This is a genomic window from Rahnella selenatireducens (assembly GCF_046449555.1).
In the GTDB taxonomy this organism is placed as follows: Bacteria; Pseudomonadota; Gammaproteobacteria; order Enterobacterales; family Enterobacteriaceae; genus Rahnella; species Rahnella selenatireducens.
On sequence record NZ_JBKEZJ010000015.1, the window covers coordinates 26,897 to 45,772 of the forward strand.

General features: G+C 49.4%; 21 protein-coding genes. 15 read left to right on the plus strand and 6 right to left on the minus strand.

What is annotated here, in order from left to right:
• Positions 1–126 precede the first annotated feature (126 nt).
• The 11 genes from rfaD to coaD all read left to right on the plus strand — a co-directional run bounded on the left by rfaD (position 127) and on the right by coaD (position 11,395).
• The gene (rfaD, locus tag ACLBVC_RS20635) at positions 127–1,059 is read left to right on the plus strand and encodes an ADP-glyceromanno-heptose 6-epimerase (protein WP_101079915.1); all 933 of its coding nucleotides are present in this window, start codon (positions 127–129) and stop codon (positions 1,057–1,059) included.
• Between the two features lie 29 nt (positions 1,060–1,088).
• Positions 1,089–2,138 carry an ADP-heptose--LPS heptosyltransferase RfaF gene (gene rfaF, locus ACLBVC_RS20640; protein WP_410151172.1) on the plus strand — a complete coding sequence of 350 codons (1,050 nt, stop codon included), beginning with the start codon at positions 1,089–1,091 and terminating at the stop codon, positions 2,136–2,138.
• On the plus strand, positions 2,138–3,121 hold the full coding sequence (gene rfaC, locus ACLBVC_RS20645) for a lipopolysaccharide heptosyltransferase RfaC (RefSeq protein ID WP_410151173.1): 984 nt from the start codon (positions 2,138–2,140) through the stop codon (positions 3,119–3,121). Before rfaF ends, rfaC begins: the two co-directional genes overlap by 1 nt.
• Positions 3,122–3,123: 2 nt before the next feature.
• Positions 3,124–4,221 (plus strand): glycosyltransferase family 9 protein, encoded by a 1,098-nt coding sequence (locus ACLBVC_RS20650; protein WP_410151174.1) that lies wholly within the window; start codon positions 3,124–3,126, stop codon positions 4,219–4,221.
• On the plus strand, positions 4,214–5,218 hold the full coding sequence (locus tag ACLBVC_RS20655) for a glycosyltransferase family 8 protein (protein WP_410151175.1): 1,005 nt from the start codon (positions 4,214–4,216) through the stop codon (positions 5,216–5,218). Before ACLBVC_RS20650 ends, ACLBVC_RS20655 begins: the two co-directional genes overlap by 8 nt.
• A gap of 138 nt (positions 5,219–5,356) precedes the next feature.
• On the plus strand, positions 5,357–6,364 hold the full coding sequence (locus tag ACLBVC_RS20660) for a glycosyltransferase (RefSeq protein WP_410151176.1): 1,008 nt from the start codon (positions 5,357–5,359) through the stop codon (positions 6,362–6,364).
• A gap of 159 nt (positions 6,365–6,523) precedes the next feature.
• Positions 6,524–7,606 carry a putative lipopolysaccharide heptosyltransferase III gene (rfaQ, locus tag ACLBVC_RS20665; protein ID WP_410151177.1) on the plus strand — a complete coding sequence of 361 codons (1,083 nt, stop codon included), beginning with the start codon at positions 6,524–6,526 and terminating at the stop codon, positions 7,604–7,606.
• Positions 7,599–8,744: a glycosyltransferase family 4 protein gene (locus tag ACLBVC_RS20670; protein ID WP_410151178.1), complete on the plus strand. Its 1,146-nt coding sequence runs from the start codon at positions 7,599–7,601 to the stop codon at positions 8,742–8,744. Before rfaQ ends, ACLBVC_RS20670 begins: the two co-directional genes overlap by 8 nt.
• 120 nt (positions 8,745–8,864) lie before the next feature.
• Entirely contained in the window at positions 8,865–10,139 is a 1,275-nt protein-coding gene (waaA, locus tag ACLBVC_RS20675) for a lipid IV(A) 3-deoxy-D-manno-octulosonic acid transferase (protein WP_410151179.1), read from the plus strand.
• Positions 10,139–10,906 carry a glycosyltransferase family 2 protein gene (locus tag ACLBVC_RS20680; RefSeq protein ID WP_410151180.1) on the plus strand — a complete coding sequence of 256 codons (768 nt, stop codon included), beginning with the start codon at positions 10,139–10,141 and terminating at the stop codon, positions 10,904–10,906. Before waaA ends, ACLBVC_RS20680 begins: the two co-directional genes overlap by 1 nt.
• 6 nt (positions 10,907–10,912) lie before the next feature.
• The gene (gene coaD / locus ACLBVC_RS20685; RefSeq protein ID WP_410151181.1) at positions 10,913–11,395 is read left to right on the plus strand and encodes a pantetheine-phosphate adenylyltransferase; all 483 of its coding nucleotides are present in this window, start codon (positions 10,913–10,915) and stop codon (positions 11,393–11,395) included.
• Positions 11,396–11,402: 7 nt separating this feature from the next.
• On the opposite strand, the gene mutM is transcribed toward coaD, so the two are convergent.
• The 4 genes from mutM to radC all read right to left on the minus strand — a co-directional run bounded on the left by mutM (position 11,403) and on the right by radC (position 13,715).
• Entirely contained in the window at positions 11,403–12,212 is an 810-nt protein-coding gene (gene mutM / locus ACLBVC_RS20690) for a bifunctional DNA-formamidopyrimidine glycosylase/DNA-(apurinic or apyrimidinic site) lyase (RefSeq protein ID WP_410151182.1), read from the minus strand.
• Between the two features lie 140 nt (positions 12,213–12,352).
• Complete coding sequence (gene rpmG / locus ACLBVC_RS20695; RefSeq protein WP_004392084.1) at positions 12,353–12,520, minus strand: 50S ribosomal protein L33; 168 nt, start codon at positions 12,518–12,520, stop codon at positions 12,353–12,355.
• 11 nt (positions 12,521–12,531) lie between these two features.
• Positions 12,532–12,768, minus strand: coding sequence for a 50S ribosomal protein L28 (rpmB, locus tag ACLBVC_RS20700; protein WP_004953342.1), 237 nt, complete (start codon positions 12,766–12,768; stop codon positions 12,532–12,534).
• Between the two features lie 266 nt (positions 12,769–13,034).
• Positions 13,035–13,715, minus strand: a complete 681-nt coding sequence (gene radC, locus ACLBVC_RS20705; RefSeq protein ID WP_410151183.1) for a RadC family protein — start codon at positions 13,713–13,715, stop codon at positions 13,035–13,037.
• A 182-nt stretch (positions 13,716–13,897) separates the two neighbouring features.
• On the opposite strand from radC, the gene coaBC reads away from it, so the two are divergent.
• The 3 genes from coaBC to slmA all read left to right on the plus strand — a co-directional run bounded on the left by coaBC (position 13,898) and on the right by slmA (position 16,319).
• On the plus strand, positions 13,898–15,115 hold the full coding sequence (coaBC, locus tag ACLBVC_RS20710) for a bifunctional phosphopantothenoylcysteine decarboxylase/phosphopantothenate--cysteine ligase CoaBC (RefSeq protein WP_410151184.1): 1,218 nt from the start codon (positions 13,898–13,900) through the stop codon (positions 15,113–15,115).
• On the plus strand, positions 15,093–15,551 hold the full coding sequence (gene dut, locus ACLBVC_RS20715; RefSeq protein ID WP_410151185.1) for a dUTP diphosphatase: 459 nt from the start codon (positions 15,093–15,095) through the stop codon (positions 15,549–15,551). Before coaBC ends, dut begins: the two co-directional genes overlap by 23 nt.
• A gap of 171 nt (positions 15,552–15,722) precedes the next feature.
• The gene (gene slmA / locus ACLBVC_RS20720; protein WP_410151186.1) at positions 15,723–16,319 is read left to right on the plus strand and encodes a nucleoid occlusion factor SlmA; all 597 of its coding nucleotides are present in this window, start codon (positions 15,723–15,725) and stop codon (positions 16,317–16,319) included.
• A 69-nt stretch (positions 16,320–16,388) separates the two neighbouring features.
• Here the strand turns inward: slmA and pyrE are convergent, their stop codons facing one another.
• Together pyrE and rph are read right to left on the minus strand one after the other, a co-directional pair.
• Positions 16,389–17,030 carry an orotate phosphoribosyltransferase gene (pyrE, locus tag ACLBVC_RS20725; protein ID WP_101079932.1) on the minus strand — a complete coding sequence of 214 codons (642 nt, stop codon included), beginning with the start codon at positions 17,028–17,030 and terminating at the stop codon, positions 16,389–16,391.
• 85 nt (positions 17,031–17,115) lie between these two features.
• Positions 17,116–17,832 (minus strand): ribonuclease PH, encoded by a 717-nt coding sequence (gene rph, locus ACLBVC_RS20730; protein WP_101079933.1) that lies wholly within the window; start codon positions 17,830–17,832, stop codon positions 17,116–17,118.
• Between the two features lie 126 nt (positions 17,833–17,958).
• Between rph and ACLBVC_RS20735 the strand changes: the two genes are divergently transcribed.
• Positions 17,959–18,822 (plus strand): YicC/YloC family endoribonuclease, encoded by an 864-nt coding sequence (locus ACLBVC_RS20735; RefSeq protein WP_195816120.1) that lies wholly within the window; start codon positions 17,959–17,961, stop codon positions 18,820–18,822.
• The last annotated feature ends 54 nt before the right edge of the window (positions 18,823–18,876 follow it).

An 18,876-nucleotide genomic window follows, 5' to 3' on the forward strand; every position in this document is an offset into this window, starting at 1 on the left:
TGAAACACAAGAATGCGTGTTATCGGACACCTTCCCAATGTGAGCTTCATAATGAAGTGTTATGATATTACCCACTGTATAAGCTGCGCATGGTGCGCGGCTCTTCAAAGATTAAAGGTGAATCCCATGATAATCGTCACTGGCGGCGCTGGTTTTATCGGCAGCAATATTATTAAATCGCTCAATGATATGGGATACCGCGATATTTTGGTGGTTGATAACCTGAAAGACGGCACCAAATTCGTCAATCTGGTGGATCTGGATATTGCGGATTACTGCGACAAAGAAGATTTCATTGCCAGCATCGTTGCCGGCGACGATCTGGGTGATATCGACGCCATCTTCCATGAAGGTGCCTGCTCTTCCACCACCGAGTGGGACGGCAAATACATGATGGATAACAACTATCAGTATTCCAAAGATATACTGCATTATTGCCTGGATCGCAGCATTCCTTTCCTTTACGCCTCTTCTGCCGCCACTTACGGCAGCCAGAGCACCAGCTTTGTCGAAGACCGTAAATATGAACAACCGCTGAACGTCTACGGCTACTCCAAGTTCCTGTTTGACCAGTATGTTCGCGAGATCCTGCCTCATGCGGATTCACAAATTTGTGGTTTCCGTTACTTCAACGTCTACGGACCGCGTGAAGGTCATAAAGGCAGCATGGCCAGCGTAGCGTTCCATCTGAACAATCAGATCAAAGCCGGTGAGAATCCGAAATTATTCTCCGGCAGCGAAGGGTTCAAACGCGATTTCATCTACGTGGGTGACGTAGCCGCCGTGAACCTGTGGTTCTGGCAGAACGGTGTTTCCGGTATCTTCAACTGCGGGACTGGCCGTTCAGAATCGTTCCAGGCCGTTGCGGATGCCGTGGTTGCGTACCACAAATCTGGCGATATCGAATACATTCCTTTCCCGGAAAAACTGAAAGGCCGTTATCAGTCCTTTACGCAGGCCGATATGACCGCATTGCGTAACGCCGGTTACGACAAACCGTTCAAAACGGTTGCAGAAGGTGTAACGGAATACATGAGCTGGCTTAACCGCACAGTATAAGTCCGCTGATTGAGGAATGGATTAACGGTATGAAAATACTGGTAATTGGGCCGTCATGGGTCGGTGACATGATGATGTCACAAAGTCTCTACCGCACGCTGAAAGCGGCGCATCCGGAAGCGCAAATCGACGTGATGGCACCTGCATGGTGCCGTCCCTTACTCGACCGGATGCCGGAAGTGCGTCAGGCTCTGCCGATGCCGTTAGGCCACGGTGCTCTGGAACTTGGTGAACGCCGACGTCTGGGCATTTCACTTCGTGGCGAACAATATCATCGCGCCTTCGTGCTGCCTAACTCCTTCAAATCAGCGCTGGTTCCGTTCTTTGCCCGCATTCCTCAGCGTACCGGCTGGCGTGGCGAAATGCGTTATGGCCTTCTCAATGACCTGCGTGTTCTCGATAAAGCCGCCTTTCCTCTGATGGTTCAGCGCTATGCCGCGCTGGGATATAACGCACAACAAATCAGAACCGCTGCCGATTTACCGCAGCCGATTCTCTGGCCGAAATTACAGGTGTCTGAAGCGGAAGTGGTGGCGGTCAAAACCTCATTTGCTGTCGACGACAGCAGGCCGCTTATCGGTTTTTGTCCGGGCGCTGAATTCGGTCCAGCAAAGCGCTGGCCGCACTATCATTACGCCGCACTGGCCGAAAAACTGATTGGGGAAGGCAAGCAGGTCGTGCTCTTCGGTTCTGCGAAAGACCATCCGGCAGGCGAACAAATCCGCCTTGCCTTGACCGAAAGCGCGCAGCCTTTCTGCCTCAATCTGGCAGGAAAAACGTCGCTGGATCAGGCCGTAGTAATGATTGCCGCCTGTCAGGCCGTGGTCAGCAATGACTCAGGACTGATGCACGTCGCCGCCGCGCTGGATAAACCGCTGGTTGCCCTGTACGGTCCGAGCAGCCCGGATTTCACTCCGCCGCTCAGCCATCAGGCCAAAGTGATCCGCCTCATTACCGGCTACCATAAAGTCCGTAAAGGCGATGCCGAAGAAGGCTATCACCAGAGTCTGATCGATATTCAGCCAGAGCAGGTTTATCAGGGATTAAGTCAGTTACTGAATTCAGGAAAGGGGAAGTAATGCGGGTTCTCATCGTCAAAACATCGTCAATGGGTGACGTTCTGCATACTCTCCCGGCACTGACGGATGCCATGCAGGCCATCCCCGGGATCAGGTTTGACTGGGTCGTGGAGGAAGGTTTCACGCAAATTCCCGGCTGGCATCCGGCGGTAGATCGCGTTATCCCGGTAGCCATCCGGCGGTGGCGTAAAAATTGGTTTGGTTCTGAAACCCGCCAGCAACGTTGTGATTTCAAACGCGAAGTGCAATCGCGGACCTATGATGCCGTCATCGACGCACAGGGCCTGATCAAAAGCGCGGCGCTGATTACCCGTGTCGCAAAAGGCGAAAAGCACGGTCAGGATTGCAAAAGTGCCCGCGAGCCTTTTGCCAGTTGGTTTTACAATCAGCGTCATGAAATCGATAAAAAACAACATGCTGTAGAACGCACCCGCGAGCTTTTTGCAAAAAGTCTGGGCTATGAAAAAGCTGTGATTCAGGGCGACTACGCCATCGCTGCTCGCTTCCTTTCACATCTTCCCGAAGATGCGGGCCAGTATCTGGTTTTCCTCCACGCCACTACCCGCGCGGATAAACACTGGCCGGAGGAACACTGGCGCGAACTGATCGGCCTGTTCAGCACGCAGAATATCCGTATCAAACTGCCGTGGGGAGCCGAGCACGAATATCAGCGCGCACTGCGACTTGCAGAAGGTTTCCCCTTCGTTGAAGTATTACCGAAATTTAGTCTGCAAAATGTGGCCGAAGTGCTGGCGGGAGCAAAAGCCGTCGTTTCAGTCGATACCGGTCTGAGTCATTTGACGGCTGCGCTGGATCGCCCCAATATCACGCTTTACGGCCCGACAGATCCGGGGCTGATCGGAGGATATGGGAAAAATCAGTTCGTCCTGAAAGCAGAAGGTAATTCTTTGGAAAATCTGAAGGCAGGACAAGTGTTTGATCGTCTAAATGCCATTCTTTCTGACGAAAAGGAAATGAACTGACCATGAGCTACGTGATTATTTTCATCCTGCTGTGGCCGTTCAAGATACTGATGAAACCTTTCCATCAGCGGAAAGGGCGAAATTTGGTCATACAAACCGCTAAAATTGGCGATTTCGTTAATATCACGCCGCTACTTAAGCATCTAAAAAAATCTGATGTCCTGATCAGCAAAACTGTTTTACCTCTGGCTGAGCGGGATTCAACAATCGGGAATATCTATCTCATTGAAGAGCATAAAAAATCCTTCTTCAGTAAGATCCGTCTCGCCTTTACTCTGCTTAACCGCTATGACGACGTGTATTTGCTGCAACCCAACAGCGTTAATGCTTTCTATGCGGCATTTTGTAATGCCAGTAAAAAAGCGTTTCTGGTTGCCTATACTCGAAAGTGGTATCACGGAATTTTCTACCAGACAGCGGATGTTATTCGCTTACATCAGAAAACAGACTTCACGCTGGAGAGTTATCTGAAGCTGGCAGATCCGGCTTTAACAGCAGAGAGTTATCATAAACATGCGACCTATCCATTGTGGATACCCGATAAGATCGTATCTGAACTGACCGAAAGTAAACCGATAAAAATAGGAATCAGCATTTCTGCGGGAAACAAAGCAAAAACAATTCCTACGGAGATCTGGGTTAACATACTTAATTGCTTGTCAGATTTACCCTGTACTTTTTATGTTTTCGGTCCTGAAAACGAACATGAATATCTTACTCAACTGCTGGCGAAAACAGGACCCGGTAAAAACATAACCAGTTTGATCGGTAAGCTAAAATTACATGAAGTTCCGTATGCGATTTCATTGATGGATGTATATGTAGCTTCCGATTCAGGCAATGTCTATATCGCTGATGCAGTGAATGTTCCGGTAGTGTGCCTTGCGGGTCCATGTGACCTGGCAGAGCAACATCCGACATATGCCCCATTGATTCTGACACCTGAAGACAAACGTTTAGCACCAGAATCTTACATATTTTCAGCACCTTATAAATTCCAGCACAGTGCCGAGGATCTTTTTTATCTAAGCCCGAAACAGTTAAGTCAAATACGTTCATTTTTAATCAGCAGAACACACCAGGAACAGAACCATGCATAACCATGAATACCTAAGTTATCTCGAGCATAAAGAAGAGCTCGTAAACAATTTAGAGTTTTCAGCATTACCTGTTGTTCATATTGCGTTTGGTGTAAACAATGCGTATGCCCGAGGTATGGGGATCACTATTTTTTCAGTTCTGGAAAACAACCCTGATTTAGCTTTTCATATTCATATCTTTGGCAGCGCTCTGGACCAAAAATCTAAAACATTGCTGCTGGAACTGGCCCCCAATCATCCTGTAGCAATGACGTGCTATGTGTTTAAAGAGTCAGCTTTTGCAGATTTGCCACTGATGGGACGCTATCCGCAGGCGATTTATTACCGTCTGTTCACACCGTATATTCTTTCTGATGTCACATCAAAACTACTTTACCTTGACGCAGATACGCTTTGTCTGGGCAGCTATAAAGCATTAAATGAATTAGATATAAGTAAATTCACACTTGCAGCAGTTAATGACACAAGGCGTGCAAGAAATAAACTTTGCCCTAAACTTTGCCTTGAAAGTGGAAATTATTTCAACTCTGGTTTTTTATATATCAACGTTCCTCTTTGGACTGAAAAAAAGACTACAGAGCGAATTATTCAAATACTTTCTGCCCATGGTGAAGGGCTTAATTTCCCTGATCAGGATGCGCTCAACATCACACTTGAGCATGAAGTCATGTTACTGCCTAAAAAATATAATTTCATATGTGACATCATTTTAAATAAAGTTGGAAAGAAAATAGCGATTCCTCAGGACACAGTATTAATCCACTACACCGGTAAATGTAAGCCCTGGCATCTTTGGGGGACGGGGGAACTCGCCGCTATTTATGATCAATACTATGGAAGGTCACCCTGGAAATCGACCCCACATGACATGCCAGTTTCTTACAAAGAAATGAAACGCTATGCGCAGGCACTTTGGTATAAAGGCCAATATGGAAGCAGCCTATACTGGACGTTTAAATATATGAATTATAAACTTTTCAGGGCTAAGGCTTTATGATTCATGATCGGCGATTAAACCTAAAAAACCTTACAGGGAATGTAAACGGACAGAGTTATTTCTTGCCCCATAATCTGACTGTTACTTTCTCAAGTTCTCTGAGAAGAGAGCCATCATTATCAGTGGAAATTGTGTGATATGACCCTTTCAACGACCTCCGAAAACATCAAGCTCAGCGCGATCATCCCGATGTTCAATGCAGGGGCGATGTTTCGAAACTTTATGGAGTCTCTCGTTGCTCAGACGTTGAAAAGTTTCGAAATTATCATTGTTAATGACGGTTCAACGGATGGGTCTGATCGCGTGGCGACAGAATATGCAGAAAAATTTCCTCATATTAGAGTAATCCATCAGGAAAACGGAGGGGTTTCGCGCGCGCGAAATGCGGGTCTCAATATTGCTCAAGGCCAATATGTCACTTTCCCTGATGCAGATGACATAATCGATCCGAATATGTACAAAACGCTGATAGAAATGTGTGAACAGGATAATTTGGATGTCGCACAATGTAATGGTGAACGTTATTTCGTCGGCTCGGAAAAAGTAAAACCGATTATTCCTACTGACCGCCTAACCTCTACAGGGGTGCTGGATGGGCCATACTGGCTAAAAACGGCCCTGGCAACCAACCGTTATTTGCATGTGGTCTGGCTTGGCGTTTACCGCCTGGAACTCATTAAGAAACATGGACTTTATTTTGAACCCGGTTTGCATCACCAGGATATTCCCTGGACCACCGAGGTAATGTTCAATGCGCGCCGCGTGAGATATACCCAAACAATACTTTATCGTTATTACATCCACGGTGAGTCTATCAGTAACCAAAAGCGGACAGGGATGAAAAACGTTGAATACCAAAGACATTATCTGAGAATTGCCAAAATGCTCGATGAGCTAAACCGGCAATATAAAGATAAAGTGAAAATCTATGCAGAGTTCCATCGCCAGGTTACCCGTGAGGCACTGACGGTTTGCCATTCGGTTCGTCGTGAGCCCGATCCTGCTGCACAAAAAGCCATCATTGATGATATTTACAACTCTGCCACGCGCAAAATTATGCTCCGTAATGCACGTGGCCCTAAACAATGGTGGCAATTATTGTTGTGGCTGAAACGCCTTCATGACTTGAAAAATAAACTCGCATGAGATGTTTCAGAAAGTGATGATTCCATTACGCTCTGAACGCTATTATAAAGACTTCATAAACGAAGTTATTTATCTTCTATATCAGCCAGATAAATAACTTCACAGCACTGGATTCTTCACCTAGAATCAATTTACTCTATTCTACGATCAGAAAATAGAATGCCTAACTCCGAAGCCAAATATGCAGCGTTGACCCCCAGAAGAATTCTGCTGATTAAACTCCGTCATCACGGAGATATGGTGCTGACGACGCCGGTGATAAACAGAATTCACCAGCATTACCCTGATGCTGAAATTGATGTACTTTTGTACAAAGAAACACGTCCTATTCTGAGCGAACATCCTGCTTTAACACATATCCATGTTATTGACAGATCATGGAAAAAGAAAGGTATTCGCTACCAGATGCAGCAAGAGCTTCTGTTAATCAAAAGCATCCGCGCACGACAATATGATCTGGTGATAAATCTGGCAGATCAATGGCGCAGCGCCCTGCTTTCGATGCTCTCCGGTGCAAAAGTCCGGCTGGGATTCGACTTCAAAAAACGTCGCTCAGTGGTATGGCGGGTGGGTCATACGCATTTGGTCACCACGGAAAATCACAGCGAGCTGCACACGGTTGAGCAAAATATGTCGATTTTATCTCCGCTGGGTATTTCGACTGAAGATGCCAGAACATCAATGCATTATTCAGAAAGTGATAAAGCATTCTGTCAGCAATTACTGATTAAAAATCAGGTTACGGGCGGTTACATCGTGATTCAGCCAACATCCCGCTGGGCTTTCAAATGCTGGGATGATGATAAATTTGCCAGCGTAATTGATGCGCTTGGAGATACCGGCCTGACGGTTGTGATGACAGCCAGCCCCGACAAGAAGGAGCTGGAGATGGTTCAGAAAATCCAGGATCTTAGCCATAATCCTCAGGTTGTCTCTTTTGCCGGTCAGCTATCACTGACGCAACTGGCTGCAATGATTGATGGTGCTAAACTCTTCATTGGCGTCGACTCTGCCCCGATGCATATGGCGGCGGCGCTCAATACGCCATGCGTTGCCTTGTTCGGGCCAACAAAAATGCAGCACTGGCGACCGTGGGGAAATAACAACACGACGCTGTGGGCGGGTGATTACGCACCTCTTCCTGCACCTGACTCTATTGATACGAAAACTCAACAACGTTATTTGCATGCTATCCCGGTGAGCGATGTCATCAATGCCGCCAGGGGTTATCTGCATGAATAAAACTCCGGATACAAAAGCAATCTCTCTGGCTATTGTCAGGCAAAAATATCGGCCTGACGGAGGCGCTGAGCGCTTTATCTCTCGGGCGCTTGAAGCGCTTGATGATCAGAATATTGACCTGAATATCATCACCCGCCAGTGGGAAGGTAAGCCAAATCCAAAATGGAAACTCCACCTCTGTAATCCGGCAAAATATGGACGGGTTTCAAGGGAGAAGGGTTTTGCGGCTGCGGCTCAACGGTGCTGGAAACAGGAGCATTTCGATATTGTTCAAAGCCATGAGCGCATTCCCGGCTGCGATATTTTCCGTGCCGGCGATGGAGCACACCGTGTCTGGCTTGAACAACGGTCTCGCGTTATTTCGCCTTTACAGCGTCTGATTACTCGAATCAGCCCTTATCACCGCTATGTGCTGCGGGCTGAAGAAGAGATGTTCCATTCCCCGGAATTGAAGAAAATCATCTGCAATTCAGAAATGGTTAAGCGCGATATCATACGTTGCTATGGTGTTCACGAAGACCGTTTTGAAGTGATATACAACGCAATTGATGCACAAAAATTTGTTCCTGCAACACCAGAGCAGCGCGTGCTGTCACGCGAAAATCTTTCTATCCCCCAGCATGCTGTGGCGCTGATCTACGTGGGTTCGGGTTTTGAACGCAAAGGTTTGAAACCAGCAATCGAAGCCGTTGCAGCAAGCGACCGTTATCTCATCGTGGTCGGCCAGGATAAAGATCAGAAAAAGTATGAGTATCTGGCACAGCAATCAGGGTGCGCTGACCGGGTTCGTTTTGCAGGTGTTCAAAACCACGTACTTCCTTATTATCACGCAGCAGATGGTATGATTTTACCCACGCTGTATGACCCGTTCCCGAATGTCATTCTAGAAGCCATGGCCTGCGGACTGCCTGTTATCACCAGCCAGACTTGCGGTGGGGCTGAATTTATCACCGAAGGGCGTGAAGGCTTTGTTTGCGATGCGCTTGATGCTGCAAAACTTAGTGAGTTTGTGAAGCGAATTCCATCACGTCTTGAGGATGAAAAGATGGGGAACGCTGCCAGAGCACGAATTTTACCTTATTCACCTAAAAACCTTTCACAACAGTTAGTCGCGCTTTATTACTCATTACTGGCCTGACGACACGGGTGCTGACATGATGAGTCGATCTTACTTATCTGGTAACATGTGCCCAACTATCCGCTGGGACTATTTTCGCTATATGAAATTGACTTTCCCTAACGTAACGCCGCAAAAAAAATGACTATTTTTTATAATATAATCATATACCTCATCCAGCCTCTTATCTGGATCCGTTTGCTGGTTCGTGGCCGGAAGTCACCGGCATACCGTAAACGCTGGGCTGAACGTTACGGCTTCTGCAAAGGGAAGGTGGTTTCTGGTGGCATCATGCTGCATTCCGTCTCAGTGGGAGAAACACTAGCGGCAATTCCCTTAGTCCGCGCGCTGCGCCATCGTTACCCTTCATTGCCGATCACTGTGACGACGATGACGCCAACAGGCTCTGAGCGTGTTCAATCCGCTTTTGGTGCCGGTGTTCATCACGTTTATCTTCCTTATGATCTGCCAGGATCGCTGAGCCGTTTTCTTGATGAAGTGAACCCCAAGCTGGTTATCATTATGGAAACCGAGCTGTGGCCAAATCTCATCAGCGCTCTGCATCGCCGTAAAATTCCTTTAGTCATTGCCAATGCACGCCTCTCTGAGCGTTCGGCCAAAGGCTACAAAAAGCTGGGCAAGTTTATCCGCACGGTTTTACAACGCATCACGCTGATTGCCGCGCAAAATCAGGAAGACGGCGATCGCTTCCTTTCTCTGGGGCTGAAACGCAACCAGCTTGCCGTCACCGGCAGCCTGAAATTTGATATCTCGGTAACACCTGAATTAGCGGCTAAAGCCATTGCGCTTCGCAGTCAGTGGGCATCGCGCCGGCAGGTATGGATTGCGACCAGTACGCATGAAGGGGAAGAAACCCTGCTGCTGGAAGCGCATAAAGAATTGCTCAAAGCTCACCCGACGCTGCTGCTGATCCTTGTGCCGCGCCATCCGGAACGTTTCCCGGTCGCGTGCGAACTGACGCGCAAAGCAGGTCTGACCTTCACGCAGCGCAGTACGGGGGAAGTGCCTTCGTCGGGAACGCAGGTCGTGATCGGCGATACGATGGGTGAGTTAATGCTGCTGTACGGAATTGCCGATCTGGCGTTTGTTGGTGGCAGTCTGGTCGATCGCGGAGGTCATAATCCTCTGGAAGCCGCAGCACACGCCATTCCTGTCCTGATGGGTCCCCACACGTTCAACTTCAAAGATATTTGCGCCAAGCTCGCGCAGGACGATGGGTTGATCACCGTGACGGATACGCCGTCGCTGGTTAAAGAGATCTCCACGCTGCTGACAGATGAAGACTATCGTCTGTACTACGGGCGTCACGCGGTAGAAGTCTTGCACCAAAATCAGGGCGCGCTGCAACGTCTGCTGCATTTACTGGAGCCCTATCTGCCTGTGCGGGGTCATTAATGGCCGACAAAAAACGCTTATCCGTCGTGCTGATTGCGCGTAATGAAGCTGATTTACTGCCCGAGTGTCTGGAGTCTGTAGTCTGGGCAGATGAAATTATCCTGCTCGATTCAGGCAGTGAAGACGCCACGCTGGACGTTGCCCGTGAGTTCGGTGCGAAAGTTTTCACTAACACGCAATGGCCGGGTTTTGGCAAACAGCGCCAGTTAGCGCAAAGTTATGCGTCCGGCGATTATATTTTGGTGATCGACGCAGATGAGCGGGTTTCCCCGGAATTGCGTCGGTCGGTTGAAAATGTTCTGAATAATCCTCAGGAAAATACGGTTTACAGTCTCGGCCGCAGTAACTTATTCCTTGGAAAATTTATGCGCCACAGCGGCTGGTATCCCGACCGCGTCAATCGCTTATATCCTTCATCCTTTCGCTATAACGACGATTTAGTTCACGAATCACTGAACACCGGAAATTCTGCCATTGTCCCTTTGCAAGGCGATTTATTGCATCTGACTTGCCGGGATTTCTTTGCCTTCCAGCGTAAACAGCTCAGTTATGCTGAGGCTTGGGCTCGTCAGCGCCATCAGCAAGGTCGTCGTTGTAGCTTTTTCTCTGTCATTTCACACACATTGGGCGCATTCATAAAAACCTGGATCCTGCGGGCGGGCTTTCTGGATGGCAAACAGGGTTTGATCCTGGCTGGCGTCAATGCACAATATACTTTCAATAAATATGCCGCCCTGTGGGCGCTCAGCCATCAACTGCAAAAGTGAGCCTGTATGAGCACTAAGGCGATTTATCCCGGCACCTTCGACCCGCTGACCAACGGACATCTGGATATCGTGAGACGTGCAGCGCTCATGTTCGATCACGTCATTCTGGCAATTGCCGCCAGCCCAAGTAAGAAGCCCATGTTTACGCTCGATGAACGTGTAGCGCTGGCAACAATAGTGACCTCTCATCTGAAGAATGTAGAAGTGATTGGCTTCAGCGATCTGATGGCGAATTTTGCCAAAGCGCAGGGTGCCAATGTCCTGGTGCGTGGCTTGCGTGCCGTATCTGACTTTGAATATGAATTACAGCTGGCAAACATGAACCGGCATTTGCTGCCGACGCTGGAAAGTGTCTTTATGATGCCATCAAGAGAGTGGTCGTTTATTTCATCATCTCTGGTGAAGGAAGTGGCCCGCCACGGTGGCGATATCACGCCGTTCCTGCCTCAAAAAGTCACTCAGGCACTGATGGAGAAGATCAGCGCCTGAGTGCGTTTCACCGCTGGCAGTTAGGGCAGAAAAACGTGGTGCGCTGAGCGTGTTTCTTACTCTCGATGGGCGCACCGCATGCCCGGCAAGGTTCACCAGCGCGGCCATAAACCTGCAGTTCCTGCGCGAAATACCCTGGTTTACCATCCGACTGAAGGAAATCTTTCAGAGTCGTACCGCCCTGTTCAATGGAACGCAGCAATACTGCTTTAATGGTTCTGACGAGTAACTCAGCCTCATCGCGTTTCAGCGAATGCGCCTGCCTGTCCGGCGAAATGCCTGCAACAAACAGCGATTCGCTAGCGTAAATATTACCCACCCCGACCACCAGTTTGTTATCCATCAGCCACGGTTTGATGGGCGATTTTTTTGTACGCGATTTCTCCAGCAGATAATCACCGGTGAAATCCGAACTTAAAGGCTCAGGCCCGAGATGCGCCAAGACGTTGCTGGCCGCCAGATCTGAAGACCATAACCAGGCACCAAAACGCCGTGGATCCGTATAGCGCAACACAAAACCGGTATCCATCACCAGATCGACATGGTCATGTTTACCCGGTTCAGTTTCTTCCGGCAAAATCCGCAAACTGCCAGACATGCCCAGATGGATGATGATCCAGCCGGTTTCAAGCTCAACCAGCAGATACTTTGCACGACGCTGAACGCTCAGCACCGGCTGGTCACTGAGCGAGAGAATCTCCGCAGAAACGGGCCAGCGCAGACGCGGATTACGCACGATGGCATGCATAATCGTATGGCCTTTCAGATAGGGTTCTATCCCTCTGCGGCTGGTTTCAACCTCAGGTAATTCCGGCATAATTTCTCCCTTAGCAGAATGATTCTCAAAGTGTGTCGCAGACATCAGCATCAGGCAAACAAAAGTCGTGCTGAGCGAAAATGACCAAATTCAGGCAATAAAAAACCCGGCCGGAGCCGGGTTTTATTAATCCACTAAAATTATTTAATTTTAGCTTCTTTATAGATCACGTGTTGACGGACAACTGGATCGAATTTCTTCAGTTCCAATTTTTCCGGCTTAGTACGCTTGTTCTTCGTAGTGGTATAGAAGTGACCAGTACCAGCAGAAGAAACCAGCTTGATCTTCTCGCGAACACCTTTAGCCATGATTCAGTTCCTTAATACTTCTCACCGCGGGTACGCAGATCGGCCAAGACCGTCTCAATACCCTTCTTATCAATAACACGCATACCTTTAGCAGATACACGCAGAGTTACAAAGCGCTTCTCAGCCTCAACCCAAAAACGGTGTGAGTGCAGGTTTGGCAGAAAACGGCGTTTGGTCGCGTTCATTGCGTGGGAACGGTTGTTACCGCTCACCGGGCGCTTGCCAGTAACTTGGCAGACTCGGGACATGTCTATATCTCCAAAAATCAAATCAGCTCGAGCTTCGTATAGGGTATGGCCGCCTCGTCAGGCTTTTAGAGCCCATCTCAGCAAACTCCACTGAGAACCGACTCACTGTCGTCGGGTAAAAACCATTTCATCAGGTTAGAAACCTGCTGAGATAGGCTCTTAACGCCAAACCCAAGATTCTCAAAGGTGGCGTAGTATACGCTCTGTAGCGTAAGTGCTCAAGTCCCGAACAGCTAAAGATCCCTAAGGATCTTCAAAAAACGATGCTAAATCCAACCGCGCTCAGCAAAAGAGACTGTTTCTCCGTGACCTACAACCAAATGGTCGAGGACACGAATTTCCAGCAATTGGCACGCTCGAATAATCTGTTCAGTCACTTTCCGGTCCATCAGGCTGGGCTCAGCCCGACCGGATGGGTGATTATGCGCCAGAATTAGGGCTGCCGCATTAACCTTCATCGCACCGCGAACAATTTCGCGGGGATACACTTCTACGTGCCCAATAGTACCAGCAAACATCTCCTCATGGCGAATAACGCGATGCTGGTTATCGAGAAAAAGTACCAGAAATACCTCTCTTTCCCGAAAAACCAGCAAATTCTGCAAATATTCCCGGATGATCTCCGGGCTGAGCATCGCATTTTCAGCATTTAAATGACGCAAATACGAACGGCGCGACAATTCAGAAACCGCAACCAGCTGTGCAAATTTCGCGACGCCCATTCCTTTAATGCCTGCCAATGAATCAAAATCCGCCATCAGCAGTTTATGCAGAGAACCGAATTCTTCCAGAAGATTCTTCGCCAGCTCCATAACATGCATCCCCTGGCAACCGGTACGCAAATAAATCGCCAGCAGCTCCTGATCCGTCAGCCCTTTGGCGCCTTGCTGTAATAATTTTTCCCGCGGTGGTAACTCGCCCGGCCAGTTTTCCTGTGCTTTTGTCATCCTGACTCCTTTTATGTACCGATTGTCGCACAGAGCCCGCCTGCAGGTATTTCCGGTTTAAAAGCCTGCGAGGCGTTACGCAGAATTTTTATTCATCCGCTTAAGAGTATCGCCAATAGCTGTCATCATTCCGCGTTATGCTAAAATGTCGCTTCTTTCGGCTTACAACCAATCGGACAATGATGATGACGGGACTTTCCGGCAAACATATTGTGCTCGGTATCAGCGGTGGTATCGCTGCCTATAAAGCACCAGAACTGGTACGTCGCTTACGTGAAAGAGGCGCAGAAGTGCGCGTGGTCATGACACAAGCGGCGAAATCCTTTGTGACCCCACTGAGCCTGCAGGCAGTTTCTGGCTATCCGGTGTCTGATGACCTGCTTGATCCGGCTGCTGAAGCGGCAATGGGACATATCGAGTTGGGCAAGTGGGCTGACTTAGTTCTGATTGCTCCCGCAACGGCTGATTTGCTTGCACGAATGAATGCGGGTATGGCGAATGACTTGCTGACGACCGTCTGTCTGGCAACTGCCGCGCAGGTCGCCGTGTTGCCGGCGATGAATCAGCAGATGTATCGCGCTGCCGTCACTCAGGAAAATCTGGAGAAACTGGCCGCACGCGGCACATTAATCTGGGGACCTGACAGTGGAAGCCAGGCCTGTGGCGATATCGGTCCGGGCCGGATGCTTGATCCGCTGGTGATTGTCGACCTGGCCAATACCCACTTCTCTACCCGTAAAGATCTGGCGCATTTGAACATTATGGTCACCGCAGGCCCGACGCGCGAAGCGCTCGACCCGGTACGTTTTATCAGCAACCACAGTTCAGGAAAGATGGGATTCGCCATCGCCAAAGCGGCTGCTGACCGTGGCGCACAGGTCACCCTGATTGCGGGTCCTGTATCACAACCGACACCGCCGAATGTCCGCCGCATTGACGTCGAAAGCGCGCTGGATATGCAGAAAGCCGTTCAGCTTTCCGCCGCTTCACAGCAGATTTTCATCTCCTGTGCCGCCGTTGCGGATTACCGTGCAGAATTGGTTGCTGAAGAAAAAATCAAAAAACAAGGTGATGAAATCACTGTAAAAATGGTTAAAAACCCCGATATTGTGGCAGGCGTTGCGGCAATGTCGGAAAACAGGCCTTATGTCGTGGGGTTTGCCGCAGAAACCCAGAATGTGGAAGAATATGCGCGGCAAAAAAGGATCCGCAAGAATCTGGATCTGATTTGCGCCAACGACGTTTCACTTGCCGGGCACGGTTTCAATACTGATACCAATGCCTTGCATCTTTTTTGGCAGGACGGGGATAAAATCTTACCGCTCAGCGATAAGTCCCTGCTTGGTCAACGTTTATTAGAAGAGATTGTCAGCCGTTATGATGAAAAAAATCGACATTAAAATTCTCGACCCGCGCATCGGTTCGACTTTCCCTTTACCTGCCTACGCGACACCGGGCTCCGCAGGTTTGGATTTACGCGCCTGTCTGGACACGTCTGTAGAACTGAAACCGGGCGAAACGACGTTACTTCCAACCGGTCTGGCTATCCATATCGGCGATGCAAATCTGGCGGCGGTTATCCTGCCACGTTCAGGTTTGGGCCATAAACACGGCGTCGTTCTGGGCAACCTGGTTGGTCTTATTGATTCCGATTATCAGGGCCAGCTGATGGTTTCCGTCTGGAACCGTGGTCAGACTACATTTGTGATCGAGCCGGGCGAACGTATTGCTCAAATGGTGTTTGTGCCAGTGGTTCAGGCAGAATTCAATCTGGTGGAAGATTTTGACGCCAGTGAACGCGGTGAAGGTGGTTTTGGCCACTCGGGCCGTCAATAAGAACCTGTTCAGCACCGCAGATTTTGACGCGATATTGAACAGATCCTTATCACTATCAGACCGTAACAACACCAAGGGAACGAAATAAGCCGCAGGATCACAGTGATTCATGCGGCAGTTGTGCGGTTTCTCCATGATTTTAGCCGTTTTTTAGCAAGGGTCTATTCAGACATGGCAGAGAAAGAAACGACAAAAAGGAACCGGCGCGAAGAGATTTTGCAGGCGTTAGCGCAAATGCTTCAGTCCAGCGATGGCAGCCAGCGGATCACTACCGCGAAACTCGCCGCCAGCGTTGGCGTTTCGGAAGCAGCTCTTTACCGTCATTTTCCCAGTAAGACGCGGATGTTTGACAGCTTAATCGAGTTTATCGAAGACAGCCTGATCACCCGTATCAATCTTATCCTGCAGGATGAAAAAGATACGTTAAACCGAATCCGTCTGATTTTGCTGCTGGTTTTAGGTTTTGCAGAACGCAATCCTGGGCTGACCCGCATCATGACAGGTCATGCGCTGATGTTCGAACAAGACCGATTACAAGGCCGCATCAACCAGCTTTTTGAGCGGATTGAAGCGCAGTTGCGACAGGTATTGCGCGAAAAGAAAATGCGCGAGGGCAGCGGATTCGCCAGTGATGAAACCCTTCTCGCCAGCCAGTTGCTGGCATTTTGCGAAGGCATGTTGTCGCGGTTTGTGCGCTCCGAGTTCAAATATCGTCCGACTCAGGACTTTGAAACCCGCTGGCCACTGATTTCTGCTCAGCTGCAATAACGTCAATCTTTAGCACGGTTACAGATGCAAAAAAGGGCCTAAAGGCCCTTTTTCATTTCACAGGAATGATTACACGCCGTATGTTTGCTGATACGCGCGCACAGCCGCCAGATGGTCAGCCATTTCCGCTTTTTCTTCCAGATATTCAATCAAATCCGCCAGCGTAATAATTGAAATCACCTTGCAGTGATAATCACGCTCGACTTCCTGAATCGCCGAAATATCCGCGCGGCCACGTTCCTGACGGTCCAGAGAAATCAGCACGCCCGCCAGCGTCGCGTTGTGAGCATTGATGATTTCCATGGATTCACGGATAGCTGTACCGGCAGTAATCACATCATCAACCAGCATGACGCGACCCTGAAGCGGACTACCCACCAGTAAACCGCCTTCACCATGATCTTTGGCTTCTTTTCGGTTGAAACAATACGGTACATCGCGGTCATGATGCTCAGCCAGCGCGACGGCGGTGGTTGTCGCGATCGGAATCCCTTTATAGGCCGGGCCGAAAACTAAATCGAAATCAATTTTTGAATCCATCAATGCTTCAGCGTAAAAACGTCCCAGTAACGCTAGATCACGGCCAGTATTAAACAAACCGGCATTGAAGAAGTAAGGACTGATGCGCCCGGACTTCAGGGTAAACTCGCCGAATTTCAAAACCTGTTTGTTCAGTGCGAACTCAATAAACTGGCGCTGATAGGCTTTCATTGATGGTCTCCTCGTTAACGTCTTATATCTGCAATTGTCAGCCCGCAGGCCATAAAAAAGGCGACTTCTCAGTCGCCTTAAAAAATTATTCCGCCAGCGCCGCTTTCTGCGCCTGGAAGATAGTGTCGATCCCCTCTCGTGCGAGGGAAAGTAAAGTGAGTAGTTCTTCGTGGCTGAACGGCTCGCCTTCGGCGGTACCCTGTACTTCAATCATGCGGCCATCTTCCATCATTACCACGTTCATGTCCGTTTCAGCAGCGGAGTCTTCAACATACTCGAGGTCGCACAGCGCTTCACCTTTCACAATACCGACGGAAACGGCAGCAACCATCCCTTTCATGGGATTAGCTTTCAGTTTACCCGCTGCCACCAGCGCGTTCAGTGCATCCGCCAGCGCGACACAGGCACCGGAGATAGACGCAGTACGCGTGCCGCCGTCAGCCTGCAAAACATCGCAGTCCAGCGTGATGGTGAATTCACCCAGTTTTTTGAGATCCACTGCCGCACGTAATGAGCGGGCAATCAGACGCTGAATTTCAAGAGTACGACCGCCTTGTTTGCCTTTCGCGGCTTCACGCGCATTACGGCTGTGCGTGGAGCGCGGCAGCATGCCGTATTCAGCCGTGATCCATCCCTGGCCCTGACCTTTCAGGAAACGCGGAACGCCTTCTTCGACCGTCGCGGTACACAGCACTTTGGTATCACCAAACTCCACCAGCACGGAACCTTCAGCGTGTTTAGTGTAATGGCGGGTCAGTGTTACGGGGCGTACTTGTTGTGCATTTCTGCCTGCTGGACGCATGGATAGTTCTCCGGGTCGCGAATCGTGTTTGGCTGCGCATTATACGGACTTCGCGAGGTAATGCCTATCATGACCCGCTTACCGGGGCTATAATCGCTGCATCTTTACATTAACAGGTACGCATACATGATCCGTAGTATGACCGCTTATGCCCGACGCGAAATTAAGGGTGACTGGGGCAGCGCCGCGTGGGAACTTCGCTCGGTAAACCAACGTTATCTCGAAACTTACATCCGTCTGCCAGAGCAATTTCGCAGCCTGGAGCCGGTTATTCGCGAGCGCATTCGTGCCCGTCTGACACGGGGTAAAGTCGAATGTAATCTGCGTTTTGATCTCGATCCTGGCGCACAAAGCACTTTGCAGCTGAATGAAAAACTGGCGAAACAGCTGGTTGAAGCGGCGCAATGGGTAAAAATGCAAAGCGACGAAGGCGAAATTAATCCACTGGAAGTTCTGCGCTGGCCGGGCGTGATGCTGGCCGAAGAACAGGATCTGGATGCAATCAGCACCGAACTGCTGCTGGCGCTGGATACAGCGCTGGACGACTTTATCAGCGCGCGCGAAAGCGAAGGTGCTGCGCTGAAAACGCTGATTGAACAACGTCTTGACGGCGTCAGCGGTGAAGTCGTGAAAGTTCGTGCCCAGATGCCTAATATCCTGCAATGGCAGCGTGAACGTCTGGTGAGTAAACTGGAAGATGCGCAGGTTCAGCTGGAAAATACCCGCCTGGAACAGGAACTGGTATTGATGGCGCAGCGTATTGATGTGGCAGAAGAGCTCGACAGACTTGAAGCGCACGTTAAAGAAACGCATAAAATCATGAAGAAAGAAGAGGCTGTGGGTCGCCGTCTTGATTTCATGATGCAGGAATTTAACCGTGAATCGAATACGCTGGCATCGAAATCGATCAATGCCGATGTCACGACTTCAGCCATCGAGCTAAAAGTGCTTATCGAACAAATGCGCGAGCAGATTCAGAACATCGAGTAAATCACCTGTTCTGACGCAATAAAAAACGCCTCCCGTCGGTCTGACCGGAGGCGT